The organism is Streptosporangium sp. NPDC053982 (genome assembly GCF_055585205.1).
Map to the genome: position 1 here is coordinate 270,374 of NZ_JBVJKQ010000001.1, position 26,119 is coordinate 296,492.

General features: G+C 72.4%; 25 protein-coding genes. 16 read left to right on the top strand and 9 right to left on the bottom strand.

Annotated elements, in window-relative coordinates:
- The first annotated feature begins 113 nt into the window (after positions 1-113).
- The 4 genes from ACZ6W9_RS01225 to ACZ6W9_RS01240 all read left to right on the top strand — a co-directional run bounded on the left by ACZ6W9_RS01225 (position 114) and on the right by ACZ6W9_RS01240 (position 5,903).
- A complete protein-coding gene (locus ACZ6W9_RS01225) occupies positions 114-893 on the top strand; it encodes an ABC transporter ATP-binding protein (protein ID WP_389958511.1) in 780 nt (259 codons plus the stop codon).
- A complete protein-coding gene (locus ACZ6W9_RS01230) occupies positions 869-2,548 on the top strand; it encodes a hypothetical protein (RefSeq protein WP_389958514.1) in 1,680 nt (559 codons plus the stop codon). Before ACZ6W9_RS01225 ends, ACZ6W9_RS01230 begins: the two co-directional genes overlap by 25 nt.
- A gap of 194 nt (positions 2,549-2,742) precedes the next feature.
- Positions 2,743-5,421, top strand: a complete 2,679-nt coding sequence (locus ACZ6W9_RS01235) for a phosphoenolpyruvate carboxylase (RefSeq protein WP_389958517.1) — start codon at positions 2,743-2,745, stop codon at positions 5,419-5,421.
- Entirely contained in the window at positions 5,418-5,903 is a 486-nt protein-coding gene (locus tag ACZ6W9_RS01240) for a GNAT family N-acetyltransferase (RefSeq protein ID WP_389958520.1), read from the top strand. The genes ACZ6W9_RS01235 and ACZ6W9_RS01240 overlap by 4 nt, the downstream gene beginning before the upstream one ends.
- Here the strand turns inward: ACZ6W9_RS01240 and fdhD are convergent.
- On the bottom strand, positions 5,863-6,831 hold the full coding sequence (gene fdhD / locus ACZ6W9_RS01245; RefSeq protein WP_389958523.1) for a formate dehydrogenase accessory sulfurtransferase FdhD: 969 nt from the start codon (positions 6,829-6,831) through the stop codon (positions 5,863-5,865). The genes ACZ6W9_RS01240 and fdhD overlap by 41 nt on opposite strands.
- A 151-nt stretch (positions 6,832-6,982) precedes the next feature.
- On the opposite strand from fdhD, the gene ACZ6W9_RS01250 reads away from it, so the two are divergent.
- The 7 genes from ACZ6W9_RS01250 (at position 6,983) to ACZ6W9_RS01280 (ending at position 13,948) form a co-directional block, all read left to right on the top strand.
- Complete coding sequence (locus ACZ6W9_RS01250; protein ID WP_389958526.1) at positions 6,983-7,807, top strand: biotin--[acetyl-CoA-carboxylase] ligase; 825 nt, start codon at positions 6,983-6,985, stop codon at positions 7,805-7,807.
- Positions 7,808-7,956: 149 nt separating this feature from the next.
- Positions 7,957-8,547, top strand: a complete 591-nt coding sequence (locus ACZ6W9_RS01255; protein WP_470116517.1) for a PH domain-containing protein — start codon at positions 7,957-7,959, stop codon at positions 8,545-8,547.
- Between the two features lie 138 nt (positions 8,548-8,685).
- Positions 8,686-9,663 carry an adenylate/guanylate cyclase domain-containing protein gene (locus tag ACZ6W9_RS01260; RefSeq protein WP_389958532.1) on the top strand — a complete coding sequence of 326 codons (978 nt, stop codon included), beginning with the start codon at positions 8,686-8,688 and terminating at the stop codon, positions 9,661-9,663.
- Positions 9,664-9,854: 191 nt separating this feature from the next.
- Positions 9,855-10,940, top strand: coding sequence for an S-(hydroxymethyl)mycothiol dehydrogenase (locus ACZ6W9_RS01265; RefSeq protein ID WP_470116518.1), 1,086 nt, complete (start codon positions 9,855-9,857; stop codon positions 10,938-10,940).
- Positions 10,937-11,575, top strand: coding sequence for an MBL fold metallo-hydrolase (locus ACZ6W9_RS01270; protein ID WP_362928920.1), 639 nt, complete (start codon positions 10,937-10,939; stop codon positions 11,573-11,575). The genes ACZ6W9_RS01265 and ACZ6W9_RS01270 overlap by 4 nt, the downstream gene beginning before the upstream one ends.
- 426 nt (positions 11,576-12,001) lie before the next feature.
- Positions 12,002-12,670 carry a response regulator transcription factor gene (locus ACZ6W9_RS01275; protein ID WP_012888073.1) on the top strand — a complete coding sequence of 223 codons (669 nt, stop codon included), beginning with the start codon at positions 12,002-12,004 and terminating at the stop codon, positions 12,668-12,670.
- A gap of 3 nt (positions 12,671-12,673) precedes the next feature.
- Positions 12,674-13,948 (top strand): ATP-binding protein, encoded by a 1,275-nt coding sequence (locus tag ACZ6W9_RS01280; protein ID WP_470116519.1) that lies wholly within the window; start codon positions 12,674-12,676, stop codon positions 13,946-13,948.
- Here ACZ6W9_RS01280 and ACZ6W9_RS01285 read toward each other — a convergent pair.
- Positions 13,932-14,411 (bottom strand): GtrA family protein, encoded by a 480-nt coding sequence (locus tag ACZ6W9_RS01285; protein ID WP_470116520.1) that lies wholly within the window; start codon positions 14,409-14,411, stop codon positions 13,932-13,934. The genes ACZ6W9_RS01280 and ACZ6W9_RS01285 overlap by 17 nt on opposite strands.
- A 330-nt stretch (positions 14,412-14,741) precedes the next feature.
- Here ACZ6W9_RS01285 and ACZ6W9_RS01290 point away from each other — a divergent pair, with 330 nt between their 5' ends.
- Positions 14,742-15,899 (top strand): 5-(carboxyamino)imidazole ribonucleotide synthase, encoded by a 1,158-nt coding sequence (locus tag ACZ6W9_RS01290; protein ID WP_389958541.1) that lies wholly within the window; start codon positions 14,742-14,744, stop codon positions 15,897-15,899.
- Between the two features lie 151 nt (positions 15,900-16,050).
- On the top strand, positions 16,051-16,554 hold the full coding sequence (purE, locus tag ACZ6W9_RS01295) for a 5-(carboxyamino)imidazole ribonucleotide mutase (RefSeq protein WP_389958544.1): 504 nt from the start codon (positions 16,051-16,053) through the stop codon (positions 16,552-16,554).
- 446 nt (positions 16,555-17,000) lie between these two features.
- On the opposite strand, the gene ACZ6W9_RS01300 is transcribed toward purE, so the two are convergent.
- The 5 genes from ACZ6W9_RS01300 to ACZ6W9_RS01320 form a co-directional block, all read right to left on the bottom strand.
- Positions 17,001-17,369 carry a hypothetical protein gene (locus ACZ6W9_RS01300; protein WP_389958546.1) on the bottom strand — a complete coding sequence of 123 codons (369 nt, stop codon included), beginning with the start codon at positions 17,367-17,369 and terminating at the stop codon, positions 17,001-17,003.
- A gap of 13 nt (positions 17,370-17,382) precedes the next feature.
- Complete coding sequence (locus ACZ6W9_RS01305; protein ID WP_470116521.1) at positions 17,383-20,526, bottom strand: ADP-ribosyltransferase; 3,144 nt, start codon at positions 20,524-20,526, stop codon at positions 17,383-17,385.
- A 6-nt stretch (positions 20,527-20,532) separates the two neighbouring features.
- Complete coding sequence (locus ACZ6W9_RS01310) at positions 20,533-20,892, bottom strand: hypothetical protein (protein WP_389958551.1); 360 nt, start codon at positions 20,890-20,892, stop codon at positions 20,533-20,535.
- On the bottom strand, positions 20,889-21,293 hold the full coding sequence (locus ACZ6W9_RS01315) for a YbaB/EbfC family nucleoid-associated protein (RefSeq protein ID WP_470116522.1): 405 nt from the start codon (positions 21,291-21,293) through the stop codon (positions 20,889-20,891). Before ACZ6W9_RS01315 ends, ACZ6W9_RS01310 begins: the two co-directional genes overlap by 4 nt.
- Before the next feature lie 270 nt (positions 21,294-21,563).
- Positions 21,564-21,893, bottom strand: a complete 330-nt coding sequence (locus ACZ6W9_RS01320) for a hypothetical protein (protein ID WP_389958556.1) — start codon at positions 21,891-21,893, stop codon at positions 21,564-21,566.
- Between the two features lie 1,103 nt (positions 21,894-22,996).
- On the opposite strand from ACZ6W9_RS01320, the gene ACZ6W9_RS01325 reads away from it, so the two are divergent.
- The gene (locus tag ACZ6W9_RS01325) at positions 22,997-23,230 is read left to right on the top strand and encodes a DUF397 domain-containing protein (RefSeq protein WP_389958559.1); all 234 of its coding nucleotides are present in this window, start codon (positions 22,997-22,999) and stop codon (positions 23,228-23,230) included.
- A 134-nt stretch (positions 23,231-23,364) separates the two neighbouring features.
- On the opposite strand, the gene ACZ6W9_RS01330 is transcribed toward ACZ6W9_RS01325, so the two are convergent.
- Positions 23,365-24,183: an alpha/beta fold hydrolase gene (locus tag ACZ6W9_RS01330; RefSeq protein WP_389958561.1), complete on the bottom strand. Its 819-nt coding sequence runs from the start codon at positions 24,181-24,183 to the stop codon at positions 23,365-23,367.
- A 216-nt stretch (positions 24,184-24,399) separates the two neighbouring features.
- The gene (locus tag ACZ6W9_RS01335; protein WP_470116523.1) at positions 24,400-24,693 is read right to left on the bottom strand and encodes a hypothetical protein; all 294 of its coding nucleotides are present in this window, start codon (positions 24,691-24,693) and stop codon (positions 24,400-24,402) included.
- 333 nt (positions 24,694-25,026) lie between these two features.
- Between ACZ6W9_RS01335 and ACZ6W9_RS01340 the strand changes: the two genes are divergently transcribed.
- Together ACZ6W9_RS01340 and ACZ6W9_RS01345 are read left to right on the top strand one after the other, a co-directional pair.
- The gene (locus tag ACZ6W9_RS01340) at positions 25,027-25,857 is read left to right on the top strand and encodes a helix-turn-helix domain-containing protein (RefSeq protein WP_470116524.1); all 831 of its coding nucleotides are present in this window, start codon (positions 25,027-25,029) and stop codon (positions 25,855-25,857) included.
- Positions 25,842-26,078 (top strand): DUF397 domain-containing protein, encoded by a 237-nt coding sequence (locus ACZ6W9_RS01345; RefSeq protein ID WP_470116525.1) that lies wholly within the window; start codon positions 25,842-25,844, stop codon positions 26,076-26,078. The genes ACZ6W9_RS01340 and ACZ6W9_RS01345 overlap by 16 nt, the downstream gene beginning before the upstream one ends.
- Positions 26,079-26,119: the final 41 nt, after the last annotated feature.

Consider the following 26,119-nt stretch of genomic DNA (forward strand, 5'->3'; position numbering starts at 1 on the left):
CGACTCCCTGCGAGGGTAGCCGTCCGGAACCCCGTCGAACCATCGGGGGCGCTCGTTCGTTCAGCGGCCTGGGATAGGTTTCGTAAAAGGCTGGAAACGGCAGAGTAGGGGCCATGGCGGACATCGTCGAAGCGGTACGCACCAGGCAGCTCGTCAAGAGATTCGGTCAGCAGGTGGCGGTGGGGGGCGTCGACCTCGTCGTGCCCCGGGGCGGCTTCGCCGGCCTGGTCGGCCCGAACGGCGCGGGCAAGACCACCACGCTGAGCATGGTCACCGGCCTGCTGCGCCCGGACGGCGGAACCGCGCACATCGACGGCCTCGACGTCTGGCGCGAACCGATCGCGGTCAAGGGCCGCATCGGCGTCCTGCCCGAGGGCCTGCGCCTGTTCGAGCGGCTGTCCGGCCGGGAGCTGCTGGCCTACAACGGCCAGCTCCGCGGCATCCCCAAGGAGGAGGTCGAGCGGCGGTCGGCGGAGCTGCTGCGGGTGATGGACCTCGCCGACTCGGCCGACAAGCTCGTCGTCGACTACTCCACCGGCATGCGCAAGAAGATCGGGCTCGCCGCGGCGCTCCTGCACAACCCCGCGGTGCTCTTCCTCGACGAGCCGTTCGAGGGGGTGGACCCGGTCAGCGCCAACACGCTGGTCGAGGTGCTCCGGCGCTACACCGCCTCCGGCTCGACCGTCGTCTTCTCCAGCCACGTCATGGAGCTGGTGGAGCGCCTGTGCGACTGGGTCTCGGTGATGAGCCGCGGGCAGATCGTCGCGCAGGGCCCGCTGGACGAGGTGCGGGCCGGGCGGAGCCTCAACGAGGCGTTCCTCGGCCTGGTCGGCGCCCACGGTCACGACGGCGGGGAGGAGGGCCTGTCATGGCTGGGCGCGACCTCGGCGTGAGCGGCGACACGGACGGCGGCGTGAGCGGCGCGGAGGACGGCGCGGGTGTCCGCCCGGAGACCGGTGTGAGCGGTGCGGGCGGCGCGGCGCGGGTGGGGCCCGGCGTCTTCGTCCGGCTCAAGCTCCGGCTGATCGCCGGCGGCCTGCGCGGGAACGGCACCCGGCTGGCCGGGTTCGTCTTCTCGGCGGTCGCCGCGGTGGTCGTGGCGGGCTTCGGGTTCTTCCTCCTGGCCGCACTCCGCGGGGCGCCCGCCGACGTCGCGCGGGACATCACGATCATTCTGTTCACCATGCAGCTGCTCGGCTGGGCGGTCGTGCCGTTGCTGGCGTTCGGCCTCGACGACACCCTCGACCCGTCCCGGCTGGCGCTGTTCCCGCTGCGCACCGGGCAGCTCGCGACCGGCATGTTCGCCGCCTCGGTCACCGGCGTCTGGCCGCTGGCCACGCTGGTCGCCGCGTTCGGCGCGGTCGCCGGCCTGGCCACGGGGGCCGGCGGCGCCGTGGTGGGCGTCGTCGCGGTGCTGCTGCAGTTCGCCCTGTGCATCGTGCTCTCGCGGCTGATCACCACGGCCCTGTCCGGCGTGCTGCGCACCCGCCGGGGCCGCGACGTGCTCGCCGTCTCCGCGATCTTCGTCGTCCTGGCGGCCCAGCTGCCCAACCTGCTGGTCAACGGCGGGGTGGGCGGCGACCCGCTCGCCCTGCTGGGCGGCCTGGCGTCGGCGCTGCGCTGGACGCCGTCCGGAATGGCCGCGCACGCCGTCGCCGACGGCGGCCCGGCCGCCCTCGCCGAGCTGGCCGTGCTCGCCGTCCTGGTCCTCGTGATCGGCCGGCTGTGGATCGCCGCGCTCCGCCGGGCACTGGTCACGGCGGACGCCTCCACCGAGGCGGCCACCGTCCGCAGCTCGCGGGGCCTGCTGGCCCGCGTCCTGCCGGACGGCCCGCTCGCCGCGGTCGCGACCAAGGAGCTCAAGTACGCCCGCCGCGACCCGCGCGGGCGGGTCGGCTGGTTCGCCGCCGTCGCGGTCACCGGCGTCCTGGCCTTCTCCATGAACAACGGCGACGCGCCGGGCTCGGCCTTCCTCGTGGTCGGCCCCGCCTGCATCGGCGCGGTGATGATCGCCCTGCAGGCGGTCAACATCTTCGGCATCGACGGCCGGTCGCTGTGGATGAACTCCGTCGCCTACGGCTCGGCCCGCGACTGGCGGACCGACATCGCCGGGCGGCAGCTGGCCGTCGCGACGATCGCGGTCCCGCTGCTGGCCGTGCTGGCGGTCGTCGCGGCACTCCTCGCCGGTGACCTCTCCTGGGCCGTGCCCGCCGCGCTCACCGGCTGGGGCGTCCTCGGCGCCGGGCTCGGCGTGGGGGCCCTGACCAGCGTGCTGATCCCGTACACCGTGCCGGAGCGGCTGAACGCCTTCACCGGCGCCGCGCCGGGGCAGGGCGGCGTCGCCTTCGCCGCCTCCTTCGGCGGGATGATCGCCAGTGTCGTGCTGTCCCTGCCGGTCGTGCTGCCGGTGCTGCTGGGGTCCCCCTGGTTCTGCGTCCTGGCGGTGCCGTACGGCCTGCTGGTCTCCTGGGGCGGGCGGCGGCTCGCCGGCGGGCTGGCCTTCGGCCGGCACCCGGAGATCCTGGCCGCCACCTCCCGGGCGAACTGACCGCCGGAGCGCGCCCCTCCGGCGGGGTACCGACCGCCCGGAGCGCGCCCACTCCGCCCGGAAACGTGTGTCCGGCCCCGCCCGCCCCTCCCGCCGGGAGGGTCGGGCGGTCCGCGCCGGATCCCGTCAGTGGTCTAGTCCAATAGGTGAGACCACTCCTCACGGGACATAACGGACTGGATACGCTGGCGAGCATGCCCGCCATCGCGAACGAACAGGCAGAACGCTCAGCGCAGGCCGCGCAGCAGGCAGAGCGTTCCTCCGCCGTCACCGAGATGCCCGAGGAGCTGCGCGCGGACGTGCGGCTGCTCGGAGAACTCCTGGGGCAGGTCATCGCCGAGTACGGCGGCGACGACCTGCTCGCCGACGTCGAACGCCTCCGCAAGGCCGTCATCGCGGCCCGCCGCGGGGAGGTCTCCGGCGACGAGGTCACCGCACTGGTCGCCGAATGGCCGATCGATCGGGCGGTGCAGATCGCCCGGGCGTTCACCTGTTACTTCCACCTGGTCAACCTCGCCGAGGAGCACTTCCGCATCCGCGTCCTGCGGGTCCGCGACACCGGCGAGGAACCGCTGCCCGACTCCATCGCCCAGGCCGTTCACGAGCTGGGCGAGGAGAGGGTCGCCGAACTGGTGGAGGGGCTGCGGCTCCACCCGGTGCTGACCGCCCATCCCACCGAGGCCCGCAGGCGCGCGGTGGTCACCGCGATCCAGCGGATCAGCGGCCGCCTCGCCGACTACAACAGCCCCGGCCGGGGCGCCGCCGAGCGGGCCGAGACCCGGCGGCGGCTGCTGGAGGAGATCGACCTGCTGTGGCGGACGGCCCAGCTCAGGTCCACCAAGCTCAACCCGCTCGACGAGGTCCGCACGGCCATGGCCGCCTTCGACGAGACGCTGTTCCGGGTGGTCCCGATGGTCTACCGCTCGCTGGACGCCGCCCTCGGCGTGGACACCGGCGCCCGCGCGCCGAAGGCCCGCGCCTTCATCCGCTACGGGAGCTGGATCGGCGGCGACCGCGACGGCAACCCCAACGTCACCGCCAGGGTGACCAGGGACGCCATCCTCATCCAGGCCGAGCACGTGCTGATCGCCCTGGAGAACGCCGCCCAGCGGATCGGCCGGACCCTCACCCTGAACGGCGGCCAGACCCCGCCCTCGGCCGAACTGCGCGCGGCGCTCGCCGCCGCCGAGGACCACCACCCCGAGCTGGTCTCGGAGATGGCCACCCGCTCGCCGCGGGAGCCGCACCGGCAGTGGCTGCTGTTCGTCGCCGCCCGCATCGCCGCCACCCGGCAGCGCGGCCTCGACCTGGCCTACCGCTCGCCCGGGGAGCTGCTGGACGACCTGCGGCTGGCCCAGACGTCCCTGGCCGGCGCCGGAGCCGCCCGGCAGGCGTACGGCGAGCTGCAGCACCTGATCTGGCAGGTGGAGACGTTCGGCTTCCACCTGGCCGAACTGGAGGTGCGCCAGCACTCGCAGGTCCACGCCGAGGCGCTGGCCGAGATCCGGGCCGGGAAGACCTCCGAGCGGACCGAGGAGGTGCTGGCCACCATCCGGACCGTCGCCTGGATCCAGGAGCGGTTCGGCGTGACGGCCGCCTCCCGCTACGTCGTCTCCTTCACCCGCTCCGCCGACGACATCGCCGCCGTGTACGAGCTGGCCCGGCACGCGCTCGGCGACCGGGCGCCCGTACTCGACGTGGTGCCGCTGTTCGAGTCCGGGGCCGACCTGGCGAACGCCCCCGCCGTGCTGACCGGCATGCTCGACATCCCCGCCGTCCGGGACCGCCTGGCCACGGGCGAGCGCCGCCTGGAGGTCATGCTCGGCTACTCCGACTCCGCCAAGGAGCTCGGGCCCGCGGCGGCGACGCTGAAGCTGTACGAGGCGCAGGAGGCGCTGGCCTCGTGGGCCGTCGTGCACGACGTGCGGCTGACGCTGTTCCACGGCCGGGGCGGGGCCCTGGGCCGCGGCGGCGGGCCGGCCAACCGCGCCGTGCTCGCCCAGGCGCCCGGCTCGGTCGGCGGCCGGTTCAAGGTCACCGAGCAGGGCGAGGTCATCTTCGCCCGCTACGGGCACGACGCCATCGCCCGCCGCCACATGGAGCAGGTCACCTCGGCGGTGCTGCTCGCCTCCACCCCGTCCGCCGAGGCCCGCACGGCCAAGGCCGCCGCGCGCTTCCGCGGGGTGGCCCGGCAGGTCGCCTCCGCCTCGGAGAGGGCCTACCGGGCGCTGACCGAGGCGCCCGGCTTCCCCGAGTGGTTCTCCCTGGTCAGCCCGCTGGAGGAGATCGGCTCGCTGCGGCTGGGCTCCCGCCCGGCCCGGCGCGGCCTCGGCGCGCCGCGCTCCCTGGACGACCTGCGGGCCATCCCGTGGGTGTTCGCCTGGGCGCAGACCCGGGTCAACCTGCCCGGCTGGTACGGCCTGGGCAGCGGCCTGGCCGCGGTGATCTCCGAGAGCGGCCTGGACGAGCTGCGCGCCGCCTACCGCGAGTGGCCGCTGTTCGCCTCGCTGCTGGACAACGTGGAGATGTCGCTGGCCAAGACCGACCGCGACATCGCGGCCCGTTACCTCGCGCTGGGCGGCCGGGACGACTTCGTCCGGCAGGTCCTGGCCGAGTACGACCTCACCCGCCGCCTGGTCCTGGAGGTCACCGGCCACAGCCGCCTGCTGGAGAACCGCCGGGTCCTCTCCCGCGCCGTCCAGCTCCGCGACCCGTACGTGGACGCGCTGTCGCACCTCCAGCTCCGCGCCCTGTCGCGGCTCCGCGCCGACCAGGCCGGCCAGGAGGTCTCGGAGGAGGAGCGCGAGCGGCTGTCCACGCTGCTGCTGCTGTCGGTCAACGGCGTCGCCGCCGGCCTGCAGAACACCGGATGATCCGCCTCGCCACGGCTGACGACGTGCCGGTGATCGAGGAGATCGTCGAGGCGGCCTACCGGCCGTGGGCGGACCTCATCGGGGTCCGCCCCAAGCCGCTGGACGACGACTACGCCGCGCACGTCGCGGCCGGTCGTGTCCACCTGCTGTGCGAGGCGCCGGGGACGGACCTCCCCGGCGGGGCCGGCGTGCTCGGCCTCGTCGTCCTGGTCCCGGAGCCCGGCACGCTGCTGGTGGAGAACGTCGCCGTCCGCCCCGGCCGGCACGGCAGGGGGCTGGGCCGGCGGCTGCTGGCCTTCGCCGAGGAACGGGCCGCGGAGCTGGGCCTGCCTGCGCTGCGGCTCTACACCAACGCGCGGATGGAGCGGAACATCGCGATCTACGGGCGTCTCGGTTACGAGGTCACCGAGCGTCGCCTGTCGGGGCCGCGCGACGTGGTCTTCATGGTGAAACGACTCGCTCCGGGGCCGAGTAGACGTTGAACCGCTCGTCGCGCAGGAAGCCGACCAGCGTCATCCCGAACTCCCTGGCCAGATCGACGGCCAGGGAGGAGGGCGCCGAGACCGAGCAGACGATCGGGATCCCGGCGGCGAGGGCCTTCTGCGCGATCTCGTAGCTGCTGCGCCCGCTGACCAGCAGGACGCTCTCCCGCAGCGGCAGCCGATCGGTCATCAGCGCCCAGCCGACCAGCTTGTCCACGGCGTTGTGCCGTCCCACGTCCTCGCGGACCGCCACCAGGTCGCCGGCGGCGGTGAACAGACCGGCCGCATGCAGGCCGCCCGTCTTGCCGAACACGCTCTGCGCCGCGCGCAGCCGGTCCGGCAGGCCGTACAGGACCTTGGGGGCGACCCGCGCGACGCCGTCCGGGGCGCCGCCGTTCGCGGTGCCGTCGACGGCGCCGTCCCGGGCGGGGACGGGCAGCGGCGCGCACCGGTCGCGCAGGGCCTCCAGGCTGGCGGAGCCGCAGACGCCGCAGGCGCTCGACGTCATGAAGTGCCGGTCGAGGGTGGGCAGATCGGGCAGCCTGCCCTGACGCAACCGCACGGTGACGGTGTTGTAGCGGGCCTCCCGCGGCAGGTCCTCGTCGGTGCAGTAGGCGATGGAGGACAGGTCGCCGGGAGTGATGATCCCCTCCCCGTACAGGAACCCGGCGGCCAGCTCGAAGTCGTTGCCGGGGGTGCGCATGGTGATCGCGACGGTGCGGTGGACCTCCGCGGGGGCGGACCCGCCGACCGCCCGGGGGCGCGGCGTGGCCGAGCCGACGTGGCGGGAGGCGCTCAGCCGGATCTCCAGCGGTTCCTCGGTGGCCAGGTCGTCGCGCCGCTCCCTTGCGGTGCCGTCGGACACCGCGAGGACGCGGGCCCGGGTGGTCGGTCCTGGCCGGGGCGTACCGGCACGGCTCGTGCTCATGTTCATCATCTTCCCCGCTCCTTGGAGTGGCGCCGATAGCCGGTGGGATCTGCGTCTTCCCCGCCACGGCCTCGGTATTCCTCGGTGTCGCCCCCGCACCGTCGTCACGATCCGGTCACCGGCGGCGGGCGGAAGGAGGGATGATGGACGGATGCCCGACTCGCCCTTCACCGACCTCGACCGGCCGCCGCTCTCCGAGGCGGCGCTCAACCGCGCCCTGGTACGGCCCGGCGGCCTGTGGTCCGGCGTCACCGTCGTCGAGCGGACCGGCTCCACCAACGCCGACCTCGCGCAGGCCGCCCGCGACGGCGCCCGGCAGGGGGCCGTGCTGATCGCCGAGGCCCAGTTCGCCGGGCGCGGCAGGCTGGGCCGGGCCTGGACGGCGCCGCCGCGCTCCGGCCTGGCGCTCTCGGTGCTGCTGCGGCCCGACCCGCCCCCCGCCCGGCACGGCTGGCTGCCGCTGCTCGTCGGCCTGGCCGCGGCGTCGGCGGTACGCCGGATCGCCGAGGTGGACGTCCGCCTGAAGTGGCCCAACGACCTGCTGATCGGCGAGCGCAAGCTCGCCGGGGTGCTCGCCGAGCGGATCGACGGCGCCGTGGTGGTGGGGATCGGCCTCAACGTGAGCCTCCGCCCCGAGGAGCTGCCCGTGGAGACCGCGACCTCCCTCGCCGTCGAGGACGCCGTGTGCGTCGACCGCGACCCGCTCGTCCGCGGGGTGCTGCGGGAGATCGAGGCTCACTACCGCGAATGGTCCGAGGCCCAGGGCGATGCCGACGCCTGCGGGCTGCGGGCCGCCTACCTCGCCGCCGGCGCGACCGTCGGCCGCGAGGTCCGGGTGGAGCTGCCGGGGGAGCGGGTGCTCGCCGGGCGGGCCGTCGGCGTCGACGCCTCCGGGCGCCTGCTGGTGGAGTCCGGGGGCGAGGAGCACGCGCTGAGCGCCGGCGACGTGGTGCACGTCCGTCCTCGCGCCTCCTGAGGGATCCCGGGAGCTTCAGGGGGCTTTCCGTGGGAAGCCGGGCCCCGGAGAGGGCGTCCGGCGGGAGCGTCCGGCCCCGGCGCGCATCCGGCCTGGGCCCGTCCTCGCGCCTCCTGACGGCCGGGGGCCGGACGTGCCACGATTTGCCCATGGGTCTCCCGGATCACCACCTCACGGACGGCGAGCAGCGCGTCCGCTCGTTCCGCCCCCACTGGCGGCGGCTCGTCGTGCCGTTCCTGGCGCTGGTCGTCATCGTCGTCGCCTCCGGCGCCGCGATGTTCTACATCCCCGACTTCGAGTACGCCGGCTACGCCCGGATCGCGGTCGCGGTGATCTCCGTCGGGCTGCTGACCGTCTGGTCGTTCGTGCCGTACCTGAAGTGGAAGAACACCTCCTACCTCCTCACCTCGCACCGCCTGTCCATCGGCACCGGCGTGCTGAGCAAGTCGCACGACGACATCCCGATGGCCAAGGTCAACACGGTCAGCGCGGAGCAGACGCTGGTGGAGCGGATCCTCGGCTCCGGCACGCTCCACGTCGAGTCGGCCGGCGAGCAGGGCCGGATCGAGCTGCGCGACATCCCCCACCTCCAGGAGGTGCGGGCCGAGCTGTTCCGGGCGATCGACGAGGCCGACGACCACGACGACCACGACGACCACGACGAGCACGACGGCGTGGACGGGGAGGGCGGCCCGGAGGCGGCGGGCGATCTGGACGGGACGGGCCGCCGGAGACGGTAGGGCCTCCCGAGGCCCTTCCAGGGCCTCCCGGGGCTCCCGTACGGCCGGGGGCCCCGGAGCCGGCCCGGCCGCGTGGCGTAACCTCCTGGACGGGGCGGACCCCCTGGACGGGGGTGGCGAGAAGGGGGACCAGGGGAAGTGACGGGACGTCCGACGGCCGAGCAGATCGAGAGCGTCTTCGCCGGCGACCGGCCCCGCCACACCCGTATCCAGGTGGCCGAGCTCGCCGGGGTGCCGCAGAGCCTCACCGAGCGCATCTGGCGGGCCCTGGGGTTCGCCACGCTGCCCGATGACGCGGTGGCCTTCACCGACGCCGACGTGGACGCCCTCCGCCGGGTCCGGGTGATGATGGACGACGGGTCCATGGACGACGAGACCGCCGTCCGGATGGCCAGGGCGCTCGGCCAGACGACGGCCAGGCTCGCCCAGTGGCAGGCCGACATCCTGATCGGCGCCATGCTCGACCCCGGCCGGACGCCCACCGACGACGACCTGGCGGCGGTCCTCGACACCTCGCGCCGCATGCTGCCGGACCTGGAGCGGATGCTGGTGCACGTGTGGCGCGCCCAGCTCGCCGCCGCCGGCACCCGCCTGCTCGCGGTCGCCGACATGGCCGATGAGATCACATCGCCCCGGCGGACCCTCGCGGTCGGCTTCGCCGACCTGGTCTCCTTCACCCGCCTGTCCCGCTCGCTGGACGAGCGGGCCCTGGCGGGGCTGGTCGAGGGGTTCGAGGCCCGCGCCTCCGACATCGTCGCCGCGAACGGCGGGCGTCTGGTCAAGACGCTCGGCGACGAGGTGCTGTTCACCGCCGCAGACCCGCGCCGGGCCGCCGCGATCGCGCTGGAGCTCGCCGGGACGGCGGGCCGGGACGGCCCCGGCGTGCGGATCGGGCTGGCCCACGGCCCGGTGCTGCCGGTCATGGGCGACGTCTTCGGCACCACCGTCAACCTGGCGGCCCGGCTGACCGCCATCGCCCGTCCCGGCACGATCCTCGCGGACGAGGGGGTGGCCGCCGCCGTCGAGGGCGCGCCGGGTGTGGAGGTGGTCCGCATGCGCCGCCGGCCGGTCCGCGGCCTCGGCATGGTCCAGCCGTACGTGCTGCGGGGGAGCTAGCCGTACGGGCCGCGAGGGGCCGGAGCGCGGGTCCGGCGCGTTCCGCCGCGCACCGGGCGGGGTGACGGTCCGTGCGGGGGCGTGCGTGTTTCGCGGGGACTGATAAGGATTGAGGCGTGGGCGTCTCATGGGACCGCTTCGTGGGCGCCGACCGACGACCGGTACGAGCTCGAAGATCTGAGGTGCATGACATGCCGTACACCGTGCAAGGCGTGGTCGCGCGGGCGAAGGGTGAGCCCGTCTCGCTGGAGACGATCCACGTCCCCGACCCCGGCCCCGGCGAGGCGGTGGTGAACGTCCAGGCGTGCGGCGTCTGCCACACCGACCTCCACTACCGGGAGGGCGGGATCAACGACGAGTTCCCGTTCCTGCTCGGCCACGAGGCCGCCGGGGTGGTCGAGGCGGTCGGCGAGGGCGTCACCGAGGTGGCCCCCGGCGACTACGTGATCCTCAACTGGCGGGCGGTCTGCGGTGAGTGCCGCGCCTGCCGGCGGGGCCGTCCGTGGTACTGCTTCAACACCCACAACGCCGCCCAGCGGATGACGCTGGAGGACGGCACGCCCCTCAGCCCGGCCCTCGGCATCGGCGCGTTCGTCGAGAAGACCCTGGTCGCGGCGGGCCAGTGCACCAAGGTGGACCGGCAGGCGCCCGCGACCGCGGCCGGCCTGCTGGGCTGCGGCGTGATGGCGGGCATCGGCGCCGCGATCAACACCGGCGCGGTGAGCCGCGGCGACAGCGTGGCCGTCATCGGCTGCGGCGGCGTGGGCGACGCCGCCGTCCACGGCGCCCGGCTGGCGGGCGCGACGAGGATCATCGCGGTGGACGTCGACGACCGCAAGCTCGGCTGGGCGAAGGAGTTCGGCGCCACCCACACGGTCAACTCCCGCGACGCCGACCCGGTGGAGGCCATCCGCGAGCTCACCGGCGGCAACGGCGCCGACGTGGTGATCGAGGCGGTCGGCCGCCCGGAGACCTACCGCCAGGCGTTCTACGCCCGCGACCTGGCCGGGACCGTCGTGCTGGTCGGCGTGCCCACCCCGGAGATGAGGATCGAGCTGCCGCTGCTGGACGTCTTCGGGCGCGGCGGCGCGCTGAAGTCGTCGTGGTACGGCGACTGCCTGCCCAGCCGCGACTTCCCCATGCTCATCGACCTCTACCTCCAGGGCCGGCTCGACCTCGACCGGTTCGTCTCCGAGACGATCGGCCTCGGGGACGTCGAGGAGGCGTTCGCCAAGATGCACCGCGGCGAGGTTCTGCGCTCGGTGGTGGTCCTGTGAGCGCCGGAGAGGACTCCGCGGTCGGCAGGGTCGTCACCTCGGGGACGTTCTCGCTGGACGGCGGCACCTGGGAGGTCGACAACAACGTCTGGCTGGTCGGCTCGGGCGACGAGGTCGTCGTCATCGACGCGGCGCACGACGCCGACTCCATCGCCGAGGCGGTCGGCGACCGCCAGGTCCGGGCGATCGTCTGCACCCACGGGCACGACGACCACGTCGGCGCGGCCCCGGCCCTCGCCGCGCGGACCGGCGCCCCGGTCATGCTCCACCCGGCCGACCAGGTCCTGTGGGACATGGTCCACCCCGGCACGCCGTACACGCCGCTCGCGGACGGGCAGGTGATCTCGGCCGGCGGGGTCGAGCTGCACGTCATGCACACGCCGGGTCACGCGCCCGGCGCGGTCTGCCTGTACGCCCCCGCGCTCGGGACGGTCTTCACCGGCGACACGCTGTTCCGGGGCGGGCCGGGGGCGACGGGCCGGTCGTTCTCGTCGTTCGAGACGATCATCGAGTCGATTCGCGGGCGGCTGCTGACCCTGCCGCCGGAGACGGTCGTGCGCACGGGGCACGGCGACTCCACCACGATCGGCGAGGAGGCTCCGCACCTTTCGGAGTGGCTGGCCCGGGGGCACTGAGCCCGCCGGCCGGCCCCGCCGGGGAGACGCCGGCCGGTTCGCCCGGCGTCTCCCCGGCGGGGGCCGGCCGGTTCGGGGGCTCGGGGTCGCCGGGTCGTCCGGTGCGGGTACGCCGGGCCGCCGGGTCGTCCGGCGCGGGCCCGTGGCGGCACGGACCCTTTTGTGTTGATCGCTTTGTGTTGATCGCCGGGACACGCCCGCTTTATCCCTTACGAAGTGATTTACGGGTTCTGTTATCCGGGTCATTGGGAAGACTGCCCTTTCGAGGTTCTTCCGATGCGGGAGCCGTACCGCGCGGCCTCGGGGCGTTGCGGCGTGACTATCCGGGATTTATCAGTGTTTGCCCAGGTCAATGGATAGGTCAATGACGAGTCAAACCGCGCGCTGTACCGGGGAAACGATCCTCTAAGGTCCTACGATCGCGTTATGACCTGTGTACTTCTCGCCGAGGATGACACCTCGATCTCCGAACCGCTCGCGCGTGCGCTGCGCCGCGAGGGTTACCAAGTCGAGGTGAGCCCCGACGGCCCGCAGGCCCTGGAACGGGCGCTGTCGGGTGGCATCGACTTGATAGTTCTTGACCTCGGCCTGCCCGAGATGGACGGCCTCGAAGTCGCCAGGCGCATTCGCGCGGAGGGGCACGGCACGCCCGTGCTCATCCTCACCGCTCGCGTCGACGAGGTCGACACCGTGGTCGGCCTCGACGCCGGAGCCGACGACTACGTCACCAAACCCTTCCGCCTCGCCGAGCTCCTCGCCCGGGTGCGCGCCCTGCTGCGGCGCGGCACATCCGAGACGCCCGTCGTGCAGGGCGTCCGCATCGACGCCGACTCCCGTCGCGCGTGGATGGGCGACAAGGAGCTCCATCTCACGACCAAGGAGTTCGACCTGCTCCGGGTCCTCGTCCGGGACGCCGGAAAGGTGGTCACCCGGGAGCAGATCATGCGCGAGGTGTGGGACACCAACTGGTGGGGCTCCACCAAGACCCTGGACATGCACATATCGTGGCTGCGCCGCAAGCTCGGCGACGACGCCGCCAAGCCTCGGTACATCACGACCGTCCGGGGGGTCGGCTTCCGCTTCGAGCGAGAGTAGGGAATGCGCCGGCGGCTCCTCTCCTCCACCCTGCTCGTCGCGGTCATCGCGGTGCTGCTGCTCGGTATCCCGCTCGGCGTGGCCGTGAACCGGCTGATCGAGGAAGAGGCGACCCAGGGCCTCGTCTCGCAGGCCAAGAGCCTGCTGAACGAGGTCGAGTACGCCCGGCTGCAGGATCAGCCCATCGATTCCGTGCAGCTGGCGCGCAAGTATCCCGACCGGTACATCCAGATCTACGTCAAGGGCACGCCGCCGCAGGTGACGACGGTGGGCACCGAGCCCTCGGACAGTCGCAAGATGACCGAGGACGCCCAGTCGGAGAACGGGGTGTACGTCGCGGTCACCCGGGACCGCACCGCGGTGGCGCGGGAGGTCCGGGCGTGGCTGCTGCTCATCCTCGGGCTGGCCACCGCCGCGCTCGCGGTGGCGGTCGGGCTCGCCATCGTGCAGTCGCGACGGCTGACGCTTCCGCTCAGCGACCTGGCGATGATCGCTGAGCGGCTCGGCTCGGGCGACGCCCGGCCGAGCAAGCACCGCTACGGGATCCAGGAGCTCGACCGGGTGGCCGAGGTGCTCGACCGCAGCGCCACCCGCATCTCCGACCTGCTGGCCAGGGAACGCGAGTTCGCCACCGACGCCTCCCACCAGCTCCGCACCCCGCTCACCGGCCTGACCATGCGTCTGGAGGAGATCGTCGCCGCCGCGCACGACCCCTCGGTCGTCAAGGAGGAGGGCGAGGCCGCGATCGTGCAGGCCGAACGGCTCACCGCCGTGATCGACGAGCTGCTCGCCGCGGCCCGGCGGCAGCGGCACGCCCAGGCCGAGGCCGTCAAACTCGACCGGATACTGGAGCAGCAGCTCACCGAGTGGGGTCCGGCGTTCCGCCGTATGGGGCGGGACATCCGGCTGGGGGGCACGCGCGACCTGCGCCCACTGGCCACCAGCGGCGGCATCAGTCAGGTGATCTCCACGCTGCTGGAGAACTCGCTGCGGTACGGCGACGGCACGGTGACGGTGACCACCGGTGAGAAGGACACCTCCGTCGTGGTCGAGGTGGCCGACGAGGGGACGGGCATCGCCGACGACCTCGCCGGCCGGGTGTTCGAGCGGAACGTCAGCGGCAAGGGCGGCACCGGCCTCGGGCTGACCCTGGCCCGCGCGCTGGCCGCCGCCGACGGCGGCCGCCTGGAGCTCGTACGGCCCCGCCCCGCGGTGTTCGCGCTGTTCCTGCGCAAGGCCGAGACGGGGAGGAACCGGGTGGTCAGCGGGCCCGCGTGACGTCGTCGGGCAGTTCCTTCGGCACCTCTTCGGTGGCCGCGAGGAAGACCCACTTCCTGTAGGACCAGAAGCGGAACATCGTGCCCATGCCGATGCCGACGAGGTTGGCGAGGTTCGTGCTCAGCGGGTCGGTCAGCTTCAGCGTGTAGTAGGTGAAGCCCAGGCAGAGCAGGCCGATCAGCAGGGCGATGCCGTTGAGCAGGAAGAACAGGAAGTACTCGCGGGCCAGGCCGCTCTGCTCGTGGTGGCGGTAGGTCCAGTAGCGGTTGCCGAAGTAGGCGAAGGTGGTCGCCACGACCGTGGAGGCCACCTTGGAGGTCAGCGGGCCCTGGTGCAGGCCGTACTGGGCGAGGTTCAGGATGCCGACGTCGATGACGAAGGCGATCCCCCCGATGGTCCCGAACTTCGCCAGTTCCTTCACCAGGTCGGCGAACCGCAGGTAGGCGCGTCGTAGAAACTCCACGTCTCTGCCTGGTCCTTTCGGTCGGCTGAGGACCCGCCGCTCGGGGACCCCGGATACTTGCGCTGCCAGGGTACCGGGATACCTTCCCGTTCCGCGTCCCGGTGGATCGGTGGGGATGTCAGCGGTCAGTTAACAGCATTCCACGAAATGTATGGATGAGTCGGATAAATCCGTCAACATCACGTTACGCTGATCGGGCGGAAAAAGCCGCTGGGCGGCCGTGCCTCGCCAGGCGACCCGGAACGGTCGCCCAGCCTCCCCGCGCCGCCTGATCCTCCGGATCCGGGGCTCGCGGCGGCCGGCCGTACCGGGCCGGTAAACTCGACCGACGTGAGCAGCCCTTCCTCCGCACGTTCCCTCGGCCCCGTCGTCGGCATGATCGGCGCCGGTCAGCTGGCCCGGATGACACAGCAGGCGGCGATCGCCCTCGGGGTGGAGCTGCGGGTGCTGGCCGCCGCCCCCGGCGAGAGCGCCGCCCGGGTGATCTCCGACGTGCGCCTGGGCGACTACCGCGAACTGGCGGACCTCCGCGACTTCGCCAAGGGGTGCGACGCCGTCACCTTCGACCACGAGCACGTCCCCACCGAGCACGTCCGCGCGCTGGCCGCCGACGGCTTCGCCGTGCACCCCGGCGCCGACGCGCTGGTGCACGCCCAGGACAAGGCCGTGATGCGCGAGCGGCTGACCGCGATCGGCGCTCCCTGCCCGCCCTGGCGGCGGATCGAGACCGCCGCCGACGTCGAGGCGTTCGCCGCCGAGCACGGCTGGCCGGTCGTGCTGAAGGCGGTCCGCGGTGGCTACGACGGCCGCGGCGTCTGGGTCTGCCGGTCCGCCGGGGAGGCCGCCGAGGTGCTGGCCTCCGGGGTGCCGCTGATGGCGGAGGCGTTCGTGCCGTTCGAGCGCGAGCTGGCCGTCCTCGTCGCCAGGTCCCCGCACGGCCAGGGCGTCAGCTACCCGGTCGTGGAGACCGTCCAGCAGGACGGCATCTGCGTGGAGGTGCTCGCCCCCGCGCCCGGCCTCGACCCCGAGCAGGCCGCCGTGGCCCAGCGGATCGCCCTGAAGATCGCCCACGAGCTGGGCGTGACCGGGCTGCTGGCCGTCGAGATGTTCGCCACCTCCTCGGGTCTCGTGGTGAACGAGCTGGCCATGCGCCCGCACAACAGCGGCCACTGGACCATCGACGGCGCCCGCACCTCCCAGTTCGAGCAGCACCTGCGCGCCGTGCTCGACCTCCCCCTCGGCTCGCCCTCGATGGCGGCCCCCGTCGTGGTGATGGCCAACCTCCTGGGCGGCGACGACCCGGACGTCTTCTCCCGCTACGAGCACGTGATGGCCCACGACCCGGGGATCAAGGTCCACTTCTACGGCAAGGAGGTACGGCCCGGCCGCAAGATCGGCCACGTCACGGCCCTCGGCACCGACCTCGACGAGGTCCGGGCCAGGGCCAGGCACGCCGCCGTCTACCTCTCCGAGGGCGTCTACACCTGAGCCCTCCTTCGAGGGCGTCCGCGTCCGGGCCGTCCGCCGCGGGACCCGCTCTCGCGCCGGGAGCGCCCACGGCGCGGTCCGTGGGCAGACCATGGGACCACGGGAACGCAAGACCACGGGATCTGAGATCACGACATCGCGAGGAGAAGGCATGACCGACGTCGGCATCGTCATGGGCAGCGACTCCGACTGGCCGGTGATGAAGGCCGCCGCCGAGGCGCTGGCCGAGTTCGGAGTGGCGTTCGAGGCCGACGTGGTCTCCGCGCACCGCATGCCCGAGGAGATGATCTCCTACGGCTCGGAGGCCGCCGGGCGCGGCCTGAAGGTGATCATCGCGGGCGCCGGGGGAGCCGCCCACCTGCCCGGGATGCTCGCCTCGGTCACCCCGCTGCCGGTGATCGGCGTCCCGGTCCCGTTGAAGTACCTCGACGGCATGGACTCACTGCTGTCGATCGTCCAGATGCCCGCCGGGGTGCCGGTGGCGACCGTCGCCGTCGGCGGCGCCCGCAACGCGGGGCTGCTGGCCGTACGGATCCTCGCCGCCGCCGACGAGGAGCTGCGGGCCAGGATGGAGGCGTTCCAGGTGGCGCTGAAGGAGCAGGCCCACGCCAAGGGCGCCAGGCTCCGCGCGGAGGCCGCGGACCTCGGGGCCTGAACGCGTGAGGCGGGAGAACCGGCCGGCGTCAAGATCGGAAGGCCGAAAAAATGCCCATTATGGTGCAGATGTATTGATATATCAGTGTCGTTGGGGATAGCCAACCGCATCCAGGGAAGAAACAGACCTCCATGCTATGGAGGTGAGAATGATGCGGAACGCGATACGTGCCATCCTCGGGCTCACCGTGGCCGTGACGGCGGTCTTCGGAAGCCTGGGAGCGGGAGACGATCACCAGAACACCGGTGCCGAGAAGCGGTCCGTGTCCACCCGCTGATCTCGTTCTCCGTGCGGCGGGTGGGTGGGGAACCGCCGGGTTCCGCTCACGGGTGTGAATTCCGAAGACGGTCGCCCCGCCCGACGCCTGATGCCGCGGTGCCCGGCGCCGCCTCGCCTGAGCGGGCCGTCCGGCGCGACTCGCCATCGGCGTCACCGGGCGCGGCCCGTCAACCGGCGGCCAGCTCTTCCAGCGCCCGCAGGCTGGGCAGTTCCCGCTCCGTGTCCGGCGGGACCCGGCCCGCACGCGGGTCCTCCTCCTGCCCTGCCCAGTGGCGCAGCGCCTGAAGCGGGGTGAGCCCGTTGGCCTTGGCCCAGCGCAGCCGCTGCACCCACGACACGGCCGCGTTGAAGCCGGCGTCGCCGCTGTCCTCGCGGGCCATGTACTGAGCCGCGTCGTCGGCGGTCGCCGCCCACAGGTACCCCACCACCGCGTCGCCGAGAACGACGGGGGAGAAGCGCACGGCCGACTCGGTCGTGCGCGCGAAGCCCTCAGGCGCCCAGACGGTCCTGAACTCCGGTTGGTCCTGCAATGACATCGGTCATCCCTCCTCAGCCGCCGTCGTCCGGCAGCACCCAGCCGTAGATGTGCCATTGGTCGTCCCGCCGCACCACGTCCTCCGCGAACCACGCCCGGCCATTGCCGAGCAGCAGTTCCTGCTCGCTCCCGTGCTTGCTGATGGCCTTGACGTACAGGGCCGGAGTGCCTTCCGGCACCCGCAGATGCAGGATGATCGGGTGGTAGTCCCAGACCGCTGCCTTCCCGATGTTCGTCGACATGAACGCCGGATCCCGCTGGACGGTGCCCGGCAACTCGTGGATGGGCACGGAGAAGAGGTCCGGGGCCATGTGCAGGGCGCGGAACACGTCGATCGTCTCGGGCACCAGACGCAGGTTGGTGGCCTCGTTCAGCCGCTCGATGTGCGAGATCGCCTGGGCGCGCTGTTCCTCGGGAGGCATGCCCGTGTAATCCGGGTTCTTCTCGAAATAGGCGCTGTCTCGCAGGTATCCATTGATGGGCATGTATCCGGAGCCGGTGTAGGTCTCGACCGACTGCCGGACGCCGTCCGGCATGGCCTTGACGGTGCCGCCCCAGACCGCGTCACCGAACGACGTGTCGACCAGGCGCGCACCGAACGGTGCGTCCAGCGTGACGTGGGGAGGCGGCCCGACGTAGAAGAGCCCCGATTCCCAGTTCCTGAGCGTCTCGCCGAATGCCTGCGACACCTCCGCGCTGAGCCCCTTGAGCGGAAGCACCGAACCGTCGGGCAGGGCCGCGCGGACGTGACCGGGCGGCATCGCTCCGAAGTCCACCGGTGGCGTGACGTGAACGGATCCGGACATGGGGGTGTAGGAACCCGTGGCCAGGAACAGGTTCGGGTGGCCGGTCTTCCCGTCCGGGACGGCACCGGCCGGATCACTCGTGACCTTGCCCGCCTGCTCGCCCGTCTTCGTGTGCCCGTCCACGGCGGCGGTCGTCGTGTGCCCGTCCACGGCGGCGGTCTTCGGCGCCGCTTCGGCCGCCGTGCTCAGGGCGGTCACCGGCTGGTCGTACAGCGCGAGCACGTCGGGCAAGGCGTTCTTGAAGGCGGGGTGAAGCCGCCCTTCGTTCGCCAGCTCGGCCAGCTCCGGCAGCGTGAACCATTTCGCGTCGGTGGTCTCATATCTGTCGATCTTCGGTGAGAACATCTCCCCTTCGGCGGCGAGGTTGGTGTACGTCCACCCGCCTGGCCCCTCGAAGACGTGCGACCCGGTGAGTTTGAGCTTGTCGAGATACGCCTGGTCGACGCCCAGTTCCTCGCTCAGCTCACGGGCCGCGCCCTGGGGGGCGGTCTCCTTGCTGTCCAGGGCTCCGCCGGGCAGCTGCCACTTGCCGACGTGCGGGGAGACGGGGCCCATCTCCACGAGGAGATAACGCGGCACACCGTGCTGGTCCACGTTCTTGATCAGGACACCGGCGGCCCCGTACTTCCCCCACACTCCATGGCCGATGTAGCCGTCGCCGGACAGCCCGGGATCGGCGAGTATCTGGAACGGAGACGTCGGTTCCCTCACCGCCGCCGAGTGAGTGGTCGCCGCCGGGACGGTCGTCTCCGGGGAGTGAGCGGACACTCCTCCATGGGCGCCCGGCTCGGTCCCGCCCTCCGTCCGGTGCAGCAATGCGTCGATCTTGGAAGTATGAAGGGAGGAGGGGGCGCCCGGGTGGGTCCCGGTTCCGGGGGCGTGCGGCGCGACGGGTCCCTGTGCGGTGGAATGGAAGGTCGGTGGCAGGTGGCCGGGCGAGCCGTTCCCGCCCGTCCAGTTCATCTTGAGACCGGCGACTGCTCCGGCGATCGGCCCGTTGACGGGTCCGACGCCGGGTTTGGACGCGGCCGGGACATCGCCGGCGTGAGGTCCGTTGATCAGCGAGTCGATGGAGGACCCGGGAACGGCATCGGATTTCGGAACCGGTTGACCGGTGCCGCTCAGCGTGGTGTGCGTCGTGGCGGGCCCGTCGGCGTACTGCCCTGCCGGGTGCGCGGTCTGGTGAGCCGTCTGGTGTCCGGTCTGCTGGACCGCGTGGTGTCCGGTCTGCTGGACCGCGTGGTGTCCCGTCTGATGGGTCGTCGTGCCGTCCGGCCATCCGGCCTTGCCGGGCACGGACGACGCCGGGTCGGCGGTCAGGTGGGAGCCGGGGTGGTCGGCGCCCTGCTTGAACGCGGACAGCGGCGCACCCTCGCTCGTGCCTGACTTGCCGAACACACCCGGTCCGTAGCCGTCACTCCCCGGGGGCGGGAACGGGTCGGGCCCCTTACCCGGAACGTGACCGGGCGAGGCGTCGGGGCCGCCGTGACCTCCTCCCCAGCCTCCCCGGCCTCCCACGGGTCCGTCGCCGATCGGGTGCGCGCCCTGACCCCAGCTCGCCCAGTGCGCGTCGGCGCCGCCCAGCGCGCCGGACGTGACCCCCTTCATGACCATTTCCCAGTCGATCGGCTCGCCGCTGAACAGCATGGGGGCCGCCGTGGTCGCACCGCTGGCCAGAGCCGACCTGCCCATCAGACCCCACATGGACCTGGTGGGGAAGAAACCGGTGAAGGCGGTCAGGAAGCCGCCCATCAGCGCGCCCATGCCCGCCGACGTCCCGATCTGGGCCCAGTCGAGATGGTCGCGCCGTGACTGTGACGCCTGCACAGCCAGGTCCATGCCGCCCATCAGCCCGCCGAACAGACCCGCATTGATGAGCAGCTTTCTGCCGAGCTGCGCGATCGTCAGCCTGGCGAGCTGCACGCGGGGTCCGATCATGGCGAGGGACACGCTTCCCCACGGTCCCACCGCGGCCACGAGCAGCCAGCCGATCTGGAAGATGAGGAACCAGACGGAGACCTCGATCATCCGTTTGGTGTACTCGACCTGCACGCCCATCTCGTTGAACTCGAGAGCCCCCTTGACCAGCTGGTCGACGAGGTCCACCAGAACCGGATCGGCGTACTTCCGCACGTACTCGAGGTGCTCTTTCAGCGCGTCGCCGTCCCAGCCGTCGCCCCAGCCCATCGGGGGAATCAGCCCCTCCATCTGGGCGACGTTCTTCGCGGAGGCGGCGCAGGCGTCGGCCAGCCGGTAACACCCCGACTCGTCGCCTTCCGGCCAGTCCATGCCCACGGCCCAGCCCACATACGGCTTGGCCCAGTCAGGAACCAGGAACCCGTCGAACCCCAAGGCCGGTCACCAATCCGTCGCAGACTCTGCCGATTCGTACGTCGAGGCGTTGTCCCGCAGTCCGTCGCGGATGTCCTCAGCCTGTCCGATGGCGGTGTAGAAGGCACCGAAGATGCCTTCCCTGATCGTGTAGAGGTTCTTCTCCAGGGCCGCACCGTACTGGTCGCTGCCCAGGGGGTTGCCCTCCCGGAAGAACACGTCGGACAGGAGGTGGCGCTCGTCGTCCAGTCGCAGTGCACTGTCGTCGGCCCACAGCGATCGGTTCCGGAGCTCTTCCCACTCGGCCCGGTACCCGTCCGAACCTGTTCCTCCGCTTCCGGACAGTCCTGTCTCGCTCCCGTAGCCGTCGTCGGGGCCGGTGGTCACCCGTTCGCTCCCTCTTCGAACCGCCGGAGGTCGACCGGCTGAGGCAGGAACGACTCCAGGCTCGCCTCTTCACCGAAGACCTGCTCGTACGGCAGACCCGCCGGCAGGAACGGCTCCATCAGCTCCTTGGTGCGCTCCGCCGTCTGGGCCACGGCCGCCCCGATCTGCTCCATGATCGACTGTGACAGCTCCGACGGAGAGAGCTTCCGGTACACCCGGGGATCCAGCTCGATGTCCTGAATCTGCCCCCGTGGCCCCACGGTCACCGTGACCATCTGGTCGTCCGACCGCGCGGTCGCGGTGAGCTCGGCCAGTTCGCTGTACACCTGACGCAGGCGCGCGGCCTGCCGGTTGTACTCATGCGCCATCGCCTTGATGGTCTGCGGGAATCCGTCGTTCACCGGTTCATCTCTCGTATTCGCTGCCGCCCCGTAACCTTGAATATCCCGAGATGATAGACGCCTGTAGATCAGATTGGCAGATTTCGGCGGATCCTATGGCGGGATTCCGTCGCCCGGAGCCGGACCCGCAGCCGAGCCTGAATGGTCACCGGGCGCTTGAGCGGCCACGACGCGGTGCGGTGATCTCCGGACCGCATGGACGGCGGAGACGCGACGCGGACGGCTCCGGCCGCTTCCCCCGACCGGGCGTCCCTCGTTCTCCCGGCGCCCCTACCCGCCGAGGTCGCGCCGCCGAGCGGCGTCGGCGACCTCGACCTCCGTCATCAGGGACAGCAACTCGCTCACCCGTCCCGCCTCGACGGGCCGGGGGTCGTCGGTGATCCAGCAGGGGAACGCCCAGAACGAGCGGGCCCATCGGCGCCAGAGGACCACCCATCCGGGGCGGGCCGCCTCGTCAGGGTGGAGTCCGTCCACCTCGACCGCGGAGTCGAGGGACTGCTCTCGTCCCGCCGCTGCGCGGGCAGCGGGGGGTGGATCGCCGCGGCGGTGCCCGCCTCGCCTGCCGGCGCGGTCGGCTCTGTCCAGGACCATTGCTGCCACCAGCTTTCTTCACGGGATGCGGCGCGGACCTCTTCGGTGAGGGCGCGCAGTTCGGGATCGGTCCTCACCGGCTGGGGAGGACGGCGGTAGGCCACGCGGACCCGTCCGAGCAGCCCCCGCCGCTCCAGGGACTCGGCCAGCGCCTCCAGGTCGCCCGCGGGGCCGAGGCCGTGCCCGCTCTCCGGGACGTCCGCCGTTCCCCGGCCGTCCGGGGCGGGCATCGCCTCCGGGCCGTTCGGGCCGCTCAGGCCGTTCGGGTCGTTCGGGTCGCTCAGGCTGCTCGGGCCGTTCAGGCCGTTCAGGCCGTGCGGGTCGCTCGGGCCGCCGGGCGCGAGCGCCGTGCCGGGGCGGCCGGGGACCGCCCCGGTGGGACCGGGGTCCGGAGCTGCCTCCGGACCGTCATGGACGTGCGTGTCCGGAGTCTTCCCCCGATGGACCGCGGCTCCGGGACGAGGCCCCGCGGCCGTCGCGGCCGGGGCGTCGTCGGTGATGATGGTCATGATCTGCTCCGTGCGGAAAGGGATGGGCGTCGGGTTCGCGTGCCGCCGCCCGTCTCGGGGGCGCGTGGACGGGGCACGTCGCCGGGTGGGTCTCCGCTGGGTGGGGGACTCCATCGGGGACGGTCCGGCCGGACGGTGGTGGAAGGCGCCCGGCAGGACGCGTGGTGGTGGCCCCGCTCCCTCCCTCCTCCGGTGAGGGAACGGAGCCACCGGCTTTCACCGGAAGGGGCGGCCGACGGTCGTCCGCGCCGTGCCCTCCCGGAGCGTGACCCGCGCCGCCGCCATCACCCGGAACCCGGCGGCGCGGGCGTTTCATGATCGGAAGGTGTGGTCAGCCGTTTCGGCCATGCCGCCGTCCCTCCGGTCGCTCGTCGAACTGCGCTTCACAGCGTGGCACGAGTCGGTTACTTTGCGTGAGAGATTGGCCGCAAAGCGTTCGGGTGTGATCCCGGCGGGCCGGCCCGGAACCGGTCGTTCCACCCGGCCCGGCGTACGGTGGATTGACCGCAAGCCGTTGCGGGTGAGGGGGACGGCCCGGATACTGACCGGGATACCAAGGAGCGCCCCGGACGGGCGCCGGACCCACGGCGAAGGCGGTGCGACATGGAGGCGGATCTGAGCGGCGCCGTCTGGCGGAGGGCGACCTCCGGGGACGACGACGGTGAATGCGTCGAGGTGGCGGTGGTGGACTCCCCGGCCACCGGCCACAAGGCCGACCTCGGCCCGCTGTACGTGCTGCGCGACTCCAGGGACCCGGACGGGCCGAAGCTGTTCTTCACCCGTGCGGAGTGGGACGCCTTCGTGGGCGGCGTGAAGCTCGGCGAGTTCGACGACTGACCTGGTGGAAATGCTGGAAGGAGGGCCCCACCGAGGTGGGACCCTCCTGACCTCCGCGAACGCGGGCGGCCCTCCGTACGGCCCGCCGCCCGGTCCTTCGTACGGTGGCCGGCCCGAAGGCGGGCGGACCCAGGTCAGCCCTTGATCAGCTCCAGGATGTCGGCGTTGAGCTGGTCCTTGTGCGTCACGTACAGTCCGTGGCCCGCGGTCGGGTACTCCTTGTAGACGGCGTCCGGCATGAGCTCCGCCGTACGCCGGCCGGTGATCTCGACCAGCGCCGACTGGTCGGCGGTGCCGTGGACGATCAGCGTCGGGACGGTGATCCCGCGCAGCGCGTCCCGGTGGTCGGAGGAGAACGTCTCCCGCCAGACGGCGGTCGTGGCCCAGGGGGACGCGCTCAGGCACTGCCGCATCGTGAGGTCGATCAGTGCGGGGGAGACGTCGTTGCCCAGGTGGGTGGCGAAGAAGCCCTGCGCCCGGTCGGCGAACCACTTGGGCCGGTCCGTCTGGAACTGGGTGACCGTGGCCTCGCTCATCTCCTCGGGGACGCCGCCGGGGTTGTCGTCGGTCAGCTTCAGGAACGGCAGGATCGCCGCGACGAACGCCACGCGCGCGACGCGGTCCTCGCCGTGCCGGGCCAGGTAGCGGGCGATCTCGCCGCCGCCGGCCGAGTGCCCCACCAGCGTGACCTCCCGCAGGTCGAGGTGCTCGATCAGGGTGGCGAGGTCGTCGGCCCGGGTGTCGATGTCGTATCCGGTCGAGGGACGGTCGGAGCGGCCGTGGCCCCGGCGGTCGAGGAGCACGCAGCGGTATCCCCGCTCGGCGAAGAACGGCACCTGGTACTCCCACATGTCGCTGTTCAGCACCCAGCTGGAGACGAACACGATCGGCGCGCCGGTGCCGTAGTCCTCATAGGCCAGGCGGGTGCCGTCGGCGGTCTCGAAGTACGGCATGTCGATCTCCTCACTGGCCGGGGCATCGGGGAACCGGCCGGGTTCTCGGGGGACGCGTTCGTTCCCGCTGACGGAACGCTCCGGGGGCGCGCTCGTCGCCGTCCGGAACCCTCCCGGGGCGATGTGCTCGCCCCCGTGGCTCAGAACGCTACGGAAGACCGGTGTCCCGCCGAATCAGTCACGCATCGGCAATTCCCCCGCCGCCCTTCAGTCGGGTCAGCCTTCTCCCGCCGGGGTCAGGACGTGGCGGATCCGCCGGGCGGCGTCGTCGGCGTCCTCCACCGGGCAGATCGGCTCCGCCCACGACCACCGGTAGCACCAGCCCTCCGCGTGGGGCGTCGCGTAGACGTCCTCGGAGAGGACGGGGGCGGCCGGGTTGATCACGACCAGCCGGGGAGGCCGCCGATGAGCGACCCGGACCCGCGCGTGCAGGCCGTACCGTGCGAGGAGTTCGCGCAGGGTCCTGAGGTGGGCGACGGCGACGGCCGCCGGGTCTTCGGTCACGGACATGATCGGCTCCGGTGCGGTGAGCAGTGACGGGCGGCCGCTCTCCCGGCCGCTCCCAGGGGGCTGGAAGGCGACCGGAAGAGCGGGTCCCCGGCGGTGGGCACCTCATCCGGGGACGGGATCCGGCCTGTGGCGGGGGACCACGGCCGGACGTGCGGCGGCGGCTCCGCCCTCCCCCCTCCAGCGGAGGGCGGAGCCGCCTTCGCGCCGGGTTTCCCCGAACGCCTTCACAGCGTGACAGGAAGTGGTTACCTTCCGTAAGAAAACGACGACCACCTCGGCGGACGTGCTCCGGGAGCCGTTCCGGCGTGGTCCCGGCGTGAGACAGGAGTCCCCATGCCCCCCTCGCGTGTGATCGACGGCGGGTCCGGTCCGCTCGCCTTCTTCGCCGCCGAACTGCGCCGCCTGCGTGACCAGGCGGGATGGACGCAGGAACGGCTGGCGGAGGAGATCGCCTACTCCACCGCCCTGGTCGGCATGGTGGAGACCGCCAAGCGCAGCCCGTCCCGCGACTTCACCGAGCGATGCGACCGGGCGCTCGACACCGGCGGCGCGCTGATGCGCGCCTGGCCGCTGCTCCGGCAGGAGGTCTACCCCTCGTGGTTCCGGCCGTGGGTGGAGATCGAGCGCGAGGCCGCCGTCCTCAAGAGCTGGCAGCCGCTGGTCCTCCCCGGTCTGCTCCAGACCCCGGCCTACGCCCGCGCCCTGCTGACCGGGCGGCGCGGGATGCCCGAGGACCGGGCCGACGAGCTGGTGGCGGGCCGGATGGAGCGCCAGAACCTCCTGCGGGGCGCCCGGCCGCCGCTGCTCTGGGCGGTGATCGACGAGAGCGTGCTGCACCGCCGCATCGGCGGCCCGGAGGTCATGCACGAGCAGATCGCCGCCATCCTGGCGACGATGCGGGAGAACCGGTGGGTCTCACTCCAGATCGTGCCGGGGGATGTCACCGTCACGGCCGGATTGAGTGGGGCTTTCGTGATAGCGGGGGCCGAGGGCGCCGCGGATACTGTCTACGTGGACTGCGCCGCCGAGGGGCACGTCACCGACCACCCCCGCGACGTCGCGGAGATCTGCACCCGCTTCGAGGAGCTCCGCACGGAGGCCCTGCCTCCGCGGGCGAGCATCGACCTGATGACGAAGGTGATGGAGACATGGAAGCAGACCTGAGCAGGGCCGTCTGGCGCAAGGCGTCCCTCAGCAGCGACAACGGCGGTGACTGCGTGGAGATGGCGGTGGTGGACGCCCCCGCCGCCGGCCACAAGGCCGACTTCGGCCCGCTGTACGCGCTGCGCGACTCCAAGGACCCGGACGGGCCGAAGCTGCTCTTCACCCGCGCGGAGTGGGACGCCTTCGTGGGCGGAGTGAAGCTCGGCGAGTTCGACGCCTGACGGACGGGTGACGGCCCCGCGACTCGCGGGGCCGTCACCCG

Coding starts and splice junctions, on each gene's coding strand:
- ACZ6W9_RS01330 (WP_389958561.1), bottom strand. CDS start 24,183: ATGCCGTACTTCGAGACCGCCGACGGCACCCGCCTGGCCTATGAGGAC.
- fdhD (WP_389958523.1), bottom strand. CDS start 6,831: ATGAGCACGAGCCGTGCCGGTACGCCCCGGCCAGGACCGACCACCCGG.
- ACZ6W9_RS01340 (WP_470116524.1), top strand. CDS start 25,027: ATGCCCCCCTCGCGTGTGATCGACGGCGGGTCCGGTCCGCTCGCCTTC.
- ACZ6W9_RS01230 (WP_389958514.1), top strand. CDS start 869: ATGGCTGGGCGCGACCTCGGCGTGAGCGGCGACACGGACGGCGGCGTG.
- ACZ6W9_RS01325 (WP_389958559.1), top strand. CDS start 22,997: ATGGAGGCGGATCTGAGCGGCGCCGTCTGGCGGAGGGCGACCTCCGGG.
- ACZ6W9_RS01250 (WP_389958526.1), top strand. CDS start 6,983: ATGCCCGACTCGCCCTTCACCGACCTCGACCGGCCGCCGCTCTCCGAG.
- ACZ6W9_RS01240 (WP_389958520.1), top strand. CDS start 5,418: ATGATCCGCCTCGCCACGGCTGACGACGTGCCGGTGATCGAGGAGATC.
- ACZ6W9_RS01255 (WP_470116517.1), top strand. CDS start 7,957: ATGGGTCTCCCGGATCACCACCTCACGGACGGCGAGCAGCGCGTCCGC.
- ACZ6W9_RS01225 (WP_389958511.1), top strand. CDS start 114: ATGGCGGACATCGTCGAAGCGGTACGCACCAGGCAGCTCGTCAAGAGA.
- ACZ6W9_RS01275 (WP_012888073.1), top strand. CDS start 12,002: ATGACCTGTGTACTTCTCGCCGAGGATGACACCTCGATCTCCGAACCG.
- ACZ6W9_RS01280 (WP_470116519.1), top strand. CDS start 12,674: ATGCGCCGGCGGCTCCTCTCCTCCACCCTGCTCGTCGCGGTCATCGCG.
- ACZ6W9_RS01300 (WP_389958546.1), bottom strand. CDS start 17,369: ATGTCATTGCAGGACCAACCGGAGTTCAGGACCGTCTGGGCGCCTGAG.
- ACZ6W9_RS01345 (WP_470116525.1), top strand. CDS start 25,842: ATGGAAGCAGACCTGAGCAGGGCCGTCTGGCGCAAGGCGTCCCTCAGC.
- purE (WP_389958544.1), top strand. CDS start 16,051: ATGACCGACGTCGGCATCGTCATGGGCAGCGACTCCGACTGGCCGGTG.
- ACZ6W9_RS01235 (WP_389958517.1), top strand. CDS start 2,743: ATGCCCGCCATCGCGAACGAACAGGCAGAACGCTCAGCGCAGGCCGCG.
- ACZ6W9_RS01335 (WP_470116523.1), bottom strand. CDS start 24,693: ATGTCCGTGACCGAAGACCCGGCGGCCGTCGCCGTCGCCCACCTCAGG.
- ACZ6W9_RS01265 (WP_470116518.1), top strand. CDS start 9,855: ATGCCGTACACCGTGCAAGGCGTGGTCGCGCGGGCGAAGGGTGAGCCC.